Below are 5183 nucleotides of genomic sequence, written 5' to 3'. Positions count from 1 at the left end.
TTCAGCGTTCGACTTGCATGTATTAGGCATACCGCCAGCGTTCGTCCTGAGCCAGGATCAAACTCTCATTTTAAGTTTGACTTGCTCATTGTATTGCTTGTGAGTTAACTAGGTTAACTCGTTTGTTGTCTCCGGCCCTAAACGGACCGAAGACCCTTGCACATTTGGTTGTTTCTACTTTGTTCAGTTTTCAAAGATCTATCTCGTTCGGTTGGTGTTGCTCTGTTTTAGCAGCAACCTATATATCATACCATCGTCCTGATTCACTGTCAATACTTTTTTGAAATTTCTTCCAGTTTGTATTGTGCTTAAATCAACTCTTCTTTCAAACGACAACTACTTAAGTATAACCTCTTTATAACTACTTGTCAATAAGTAATTATTTGTCTGTTGCAAGCCTTATTAGGCCTTTACAGCAACGAGATTAATAATAACAGGAATTCATTACATCGTCAATCCTTTTTTTCGTTTTTTAAAATGAATTCCTTTTACCTTCTGATACACTGAACGCTTTCTTCTATATAGAAGTATTTTGCGGAAGAGATGGCTCTTCAGTCGCATAAGACAATCCTTTTAATCAGAAAGCCATTCTATTACATTGCGCAAACCATCCTGTACAGATGCATCCAATAAACCTTCTCTATTGTGCGCAGGAATAAATGCACACACCTTCCCTTTGCCATAACGCTTAGACCATCCGGCAACTGACTCACCGTGTTCTGAAATTGATTCGAGAAAAACTGAAACACCTTCACTCTGTTCTATAAAGTAGTGTTCATCCGTGATGCTGAATCCGTCTTCCCCCTTACCAAGGTCATGATTTTCTCTGTACTGATAACGAACAGTCACATGCTTTTCAGGATGATGCTTGAAATGCCCGCCAATCATATCTGTATAAGAGGCATTGTTTTCATAACTCGCTAAGCCCGAATGCCAAGCCAGCCAGGATCCTCCATTCTCAACATACTCAATAATACTAATTTCATCTAAGTCCCTCATCCATTCATTTGGTTCTTCCACCGTTGGATCTATACGATTTTCTGATCCAAGTATCACTAGCTCCGGATTTGTTTTCAGGTGGGTTTTTAGATCCTTCCGTATTGAATAGATCAACTCAACTCCCTGTAACTTATTCATCACTTGAGAAAGAGCTTCTCTAAGCGGCGCTTCCTCGTGATAGTAATCTCCCAGCACAGCTATTATCCTCATTCATAATCGCTCCTTTTATCTGATTGATATAGACATGATGCCTACTCTTGGTGTTTCAAAAAATACACTTTCTGATGTGAATCATCCTTGCCCTAAATAATCAGTTAATGCTCTCCAGTTTTTCTAATACTCTGATTAACCTAATGTAGTTATCTTGAACTCTTTACTTGCACTGTTATAGATGCTTCACCATTTATTTTAGCACAAATCAGTCAAGCGTTTACATTAATTCGATCTCCCCATTTTGTGATGATTAGACAAAAAGACGCGCACACTCTAATTGAATAGAGTGTGCGCGTTTGCTTTATATACCGGCGGCCGGAGTCGAACCGGCACGCCCTAATGGGCACTGGATTTTGAGTCCAGCGTGTCTACCAATTCCACCACGCCGGCAATATTTATTGAAGATAAGGCGGTAACCGGATTTGAACCGGTGATGAAGGTTTTGCAGACCTCTGCCTTACCACTTGGCTATACCGCCATCTTAAATTATTCAATTAAAACTGGGCTACTAGGGATCGAACCTAGGAATGACGGGATCAAAACCCGCTGCCTTACCGCTTGGCTATAGCCCAATTAAGGGCGACTGATGGGGTTCGAACCCACGAATGCCGAGACCACAACCCGGTGCGTTAACCACTTCGCCACAATCGCCATAAAAAATATAATCGTTCCTATTTTTGATACATACTTTCCATAGTATGAACAGGAACTAACAGGGGTAGCAGGAGTTGAACCCACATCGATGGTTTTGGAGACCATAGTTTTACCATTAAACTATACCCCTAACAAAATGGAGGGAGTAGGATTCGAACCTACGAACCCGAAGGAGCGGATTTACAGTCCGCCGCGTTTAGCCACTTCGCTATCCCTCCAAAAAACTAGTGGCGCTGGACAGAGTCGAACTGCCGACACACGGAGCTTCAATCCGTTGCTCTACCAACTGAGCTACAGCGCCTTAAAACAAAAACGGTCCCGACGGGATTCGAACCCGCGATCTCCTGCGTGACAGGCAGGCGTGATAACCGCTACACTACGGGACCTCACTTTTGCTAAAAACTTTTTATAGGACACACTGCAGGCTGTTGCCTGAGTGTGTCCTGGTTGTACGTTGCTAAAGCAACTACAACCATGACAATTGCGGGGGCAGGACTTGAACCTGCGACCTCCGGGTTATGAGCCCGACGAGCTGCCAACTGCTCTACCCCGCGATAATATATAGGATACACTGTGAGCTATGCCCAAGTGTACAATGCTTGTAAGCTTCTAAAGAAGCAACAATCTCAAAATGAGATACTGCAAGCTGAAGCTTGAGTATACCATGTCTGTAATCGCTAAAGCTTCAACAGCCATGAAAAGGAGGATGTGGGATTCGAACCCACGCGCGTTTTTACACACCTGACGGTTTTCAAGACCGTTCCCTTAAGCCGGACTTGGGTAATCCTCCACTATATAACTATTAAGTTATCATGACCCCTACGGGATTCGAACCCGTGTTACCGCCGTGAAAGGGCGGTGTCTTAACCGCTTGACCAAGGGGCCTGGTTTTTTATGTTGCAATGGGCCTAAATGGACTCGAACCATCGACCTCACGCTTATCAGGCGTGCGCTCTAACCAGCTGAGCTATAGGCCCTGAAAATCAGGTTATACTATTTAAGTATAAAGCGGGTGAGGAGAATCGAACTCCCGACATCAGCTTGGAAGGCTGGGGTTTTACCACTAAACTACACCCGCAAAAACGGTCCCGACGGGATTCGAACCCGCGATCTCCTGCGTGACAGGCAGGCGTGATAACCGCTACACTACGGGACCTCACGAAAAACTTCATAGGATACACTGTGGACTAGCGTCCAAGTGTACCATGTCTGTAAGAAGCTAAAGCATCTACAGCCATGGCAATTGCGGGGGCAGGACTTGAACCTGCGACCTCCGGGTTATGAGCCCGACGAGCTGCCAACTGCTCTACCCCGCGATAATATTAGAAAAGAAATATAGGTTCCACTGTGGACTGGCGTCCAAGTGTACCATGTCTGTAATTGCTAAAGCTTCAACAGCCATGGCAATAACAATGGACCTTGCAGGACTCGAACCTGCGACCGAACGGTTATGAGCCGTTTGCTCTAACCAACTGAGCTAAAGGTCCTCGGATCCGTTAAAAATATAATAGCGGCGGAGGGAGTCGAACCCACGACCTCACGGGTATGAACCGTACGCTCTAGCCAGCTGAGCTACACCGCCATTTAATGTTACTAATCGGGAAGACAGGATTCGAACCTGCGACCCCTTGGTCCCAAACCAAGTGCTCTACCAAGCTGAGCTACTTCCCGAAGATAAAAAGTGCACCCTAGAGGACTTGAACCTCTAACCGCCTGATTCGTAGTCAGGTACTCTATCCAATTGAGCTAAGGGTGCATACTGTGGTGCATGTGACATACCGAGGGCCGGAGTCGAACCGGCACGGAGAATACTCCCCGCAGGATTTTAAGTCCTGTGCGTCTACCAATTCCGCCACCCCGGCAAGAGTGTATGATCTGGTTTACTAAGTGGATATTCCCAAGCGAAAGACGGGATTCGAACCCGCGACCCCCACCTTGGCAAGGTGATGTTCTACCACTGAACTACTTTCGCATCAGAGCAGAACATCTCTGCTCATGAAAAAATGCCGGCTAAAGGATTTGAACCCTCGACCCACTGATTACAAATCAGTTGCTCTACCAACTGAGCTAAGCCGGCTTAGTACAATGCGGATGGAGGGACTTGAACCCCCACGCCGTGAAGCGCTAGATCCTAAATCTAGTGCGTCTGCCAATTCCGCCACATCCGCATATATAAGGTTAACCTTATATATGAGCCGTACAGGATTCGAACCTGTGACCCTCTGATTAAAAGTCAGATGCTCTACCAACTGAGCTAACGGCTCTTGTAGCTATGGAGGTTAACGGGCTCGAACCGCTGACCCTCTGCTTGTAAGGCAGATGCTCTCCCAACTGAGCTAAACCTCCAATATGTACTGCATAGCAACGTCCTGCTTTCACAAAGGGAAACCCTTCACTATCCTCGGCGCTGAGAAGCTTAACGGCTGTGTTCGAAATGGGAACAGGTGGATCCTTCTCGCCATCGCCACTATACAGTTTGTTGCATTAGGTTACTGCAGCAACTCTTATATCATACAAAGATATTCATCTTTTGTCAACAACTTTTGTAAAAATAATTAAAATCAATTCTTTCATCCTTTAGAATCAAAGGCTACTCATCTTTCCAATGTTTCGACAAAAAGCCTGCTCTTCCTGATCCTACACTGTATCGCTTATAGTAGGCGGACTCTTTTAAGTGGAATTCCTGGTGATAATCTTCAGCAGGATAAAACGGCTTACCTTCTTCTATACTGGTAACAATTGGCTGTTTGAACTTTCCGCTGTTGGTCAGTTCATTTTTCGATTCTTCTGCGATTGCTTTCTGTTCCGGCGTATTATAGAAGATAACCGGTCTGTAGGAATCTCCTCGGTCTGCAAATTGGCCGCCTGCATCTGTTGGGTCAGTTTGTCTCCAGTAAATCTCTACAAGATCTTTATAAGAAACGACTTCAGGATCATAGGTTATTTCTACTGCTTCTGTATGTCCCGTTTTACCTGAAGTAACTTGGCGGTAAGTCGGATTCTCTACATGTCCGCCTGTGTAGCCGGATGTGACTGAATGAATCCCGGGTGAGGTCTCAAACGGTTCTACCATGCACCAGAAACAGCCTCCTGCGAAAACAGCTTTTTCTAAATTTGCCATTGTTCTTCCTCCTTCATAAGCGTCCTGTTCTAATTACCGATTTCATCACACTACTTGGTCAGTATGTGTATTATAGAGTTTAACATAAAACTGCAGTATTGAATCGAGTAGGAGATAAATGATTAATTCATTTATCGTCCTCTCACACCACCGTACGTACGGTTCCGTATACGGCGGTTCAATATCTTAAGTAAGC

General features: G+C 45.0%; 2 protein-coding genes, 25 tRNA genes and 2 rRNA genes. All 29 read right to left on the bottom strand.

Annotated features, from left to right (window positions below):
* Positions 1–73, bottom strand: a 16S ribosomal RNA gene (locus CLV38_RS13305); the annotation flags it as partial.
* 500 nt (positions 74–573) lie between these two features.
* On the bottom strand, positions 574–1209 hold the full coding sequence (locus CLV38_RS13300; RefSeq protein WP_106196438.1) for a ThuA domain-containing protein: 636 nt from the start codon (positions 1207–1209) through the stop codon (positions 574–576).
* 309 nt (positions 1210–1518) lie between these two features.
* Positions 1519–1602: transfer RNA gene (locus CLV38_RS13295), tRNA-Leu, on the bottom strand.
* 17 nt (positions 1603–1619) lie between these two features.
* A tRNA-Cys gene (locus CLV38_RS13290) sits at positions 1620–1690 on the bottom strand.
* Positions 1691–1712: 22 nt separating this feature from the next.
* A tRNA-Gln gene (locus tag CLV38_RS13285) sits at positions 1713–1784 on the bottom strand.
* 6 nt (positions 1785–1790) lie between these two features.
* Positions 1791–1863: transfer RNA gene (locus CLV38_RS13280), tRNA-His, on the bottom strand.
* Between the two features lie 62 nt (positions 1864–1925).
* Positions 1926–1996, bottom strand: a tRNA-Trp gene (locus CLV38_RS13275).
* A 7-nt stretch (positions 1997–2003) separates the two neighbouring features.
* Positions 2004–2084 (bottom strand) — tRNA-Tyr (locus CLV38_RS13270).
* A gap of 10 nt (positions 2085–2094) precedes the next feature.
* Positions 2095–2167, bottom strand: a tRNA-Phe gene (locus CLV38_RS13265).
* A 12-nt stretch (positions 2168–2179) separates the two neighbouring features.
* Positions 2180–2252: transfer RNA gene (locus tag CLV38_RS13260), tRNA-Asp, on the bottom strand.
* Positions 2253–2347: 95 nt separating this feature from the next.
* Positions 2348–2420, bottom strand: a tRNA-Met gene (locus tag CLV38_RS13255).
* 146 nt (positions 2421–2566) lie between these two features.
* Positions 2567–2656 (bottom strand) — tRNA-Ser (locus CLV38_RS13250).
* A 23-nt stretch (positions 2657–2679) separates the two neighbouring features.
* Positions 2680–2751, bottom strand: a tRNA-Glu gene (locus tag CLV38_RS13245).
* A gap of 18 nt (positions 2752–2769) precedes the next feature.
* Positions 2770–2843: transfer RNA gene (locus CLV38_RS13240), tRNA-Ile, on the bottom strand.
* A gap of 30 nt (positions 2844–2873) precedes the next feature.
* Positions 2874–2944, bottom strand: a tRNA-Gly gene (locus CLV38_RS13235).
* 5 nt (positions 2945–2949) lie between these two features.
* A tRNA-Asp gene (locus CLV38_RS13230) sits at positions 2950–3022 on the bottom strand.
* Between the two features lie 87 nt (positions 3023–3109).
* A tRNA-Met gene (locus CLV38_RS13225) sits at positions 3110–3182 on the bottom strand.
* 97 nt (positions 3183–3279) lie between these two features.
* Positions 3280–3353 (bottom strand) — tRNA-Ile (locus CLV38_RS13220).
* A gap of 21 nt (positions 3354–3374) precedes the next feature.
* Positions 3375–3448, bottom strand: a tRNA-Met gene (locus CLV38_RS13215).
* Positions 3449–3463: 15 nt separating this feature from the next.
* A tRNA-Pro gene (locus CLV38_RS13210) sits at positions 3464–3537 on the bottom strand.
* Positions 3538–3548: 11 nt separating this feature from the next.
* Positions 3549–3622: transfer RNA gene (locus CLV38_RS13205), tRNA-Arg, on the bottom strand.
* A 20-nt stretch (positions 3623–3642) separates the two neighbouring features.
* Positions 3643–3728: transfer RNA gene (locus tag CLV38_RS13200), tRNA-Leu, on the bottom strand.
* 38 nt (positions 3729–3766) lie between these two features.
* Positions 3767–3838: transfer RNA gene (locus CLV38_RS13195), tRNA-Gly, on the bottom strand.
* Between the two features lie 32 nt (positions 3839–3870).
* Positions 3871–3943, bottom strand: a tRNA-Thr gene (locus CLV38_RS13190).
* A gap of 9 nt (positions 3944–3952) precedes the next feature.
* A tRNA-Leu gene (locus tag CLV38_RS13185) sits at positions 3953–4034 on the bottom strand.
* 23 nt (positions 4035–4057) lie between these two features.
* A tRNA-Lys gene (locus tag CLV38_RS13180) sits at positions 4058–4130 on the bottom strand.
* A gap of 9 nt (positions 4131–4139) precedes the next feature.
* Positions 4140–4212, bottom strand: a tRNA-Val gene (locus CLV38_RS13175).
* Between the two features lie 10 nt (positions 4213–4222).
* Positions 4223–4338 (bottom strand): 5S ribosomal RNA (rrf, locus tag CLV38_RS13170).
* A 118-nt stretch (positions 4339–4456) separates the two neighbouring features.
* Positions 4457–4987 carry a peptide-methionine (S)-S-oxide reductase MsrA gene (msrA, locus tag CLV38_RS13165; protein ID WP_106196436.1) on the bottom strand — a complete coding sequence of 177 codons (531 nt, stop codon included), beginning with the start codon at positions 4985–4987 and terminating at the stop codon, positions 4457–4459.
* Positions 4988–5183 lie beyond the last annotated feature (196 nt).

The organism is Alkalibacterium olivapovliticus (assembly GCF_003003275.1).
Taxonomy (GTDB): domain Bacteria; phylum Bacillota; class Bacilli; order Lactobacillales; family Carnobacteriaceae_A; genus Alkalibacterium; species Alkalibacterium olivapovliticum.
The sequence above is the reverse complement of the archived record's forward strand: the minus strand, read 5'-3'. Positions and strand labels throughout refer to the sequence as shown.

Bases quoted from the DNA above. Each gene is read 5' to 3' on its own strand.
- CLV38_RS13300 (WP_106196438.1), bottom strand. From the start codon at position 1,209: ATGAGGATAATAGCTGTGCTGGGAGATTACTATCACGAGGAAGCGCCG.
- msrA (WP_106196436.1), bottom strand. From the start codon at position 4,987: ATGGCAAATTTAGAAAAAGCTGTTTTCGCAGGAGGCTGTTTCTGGTGC.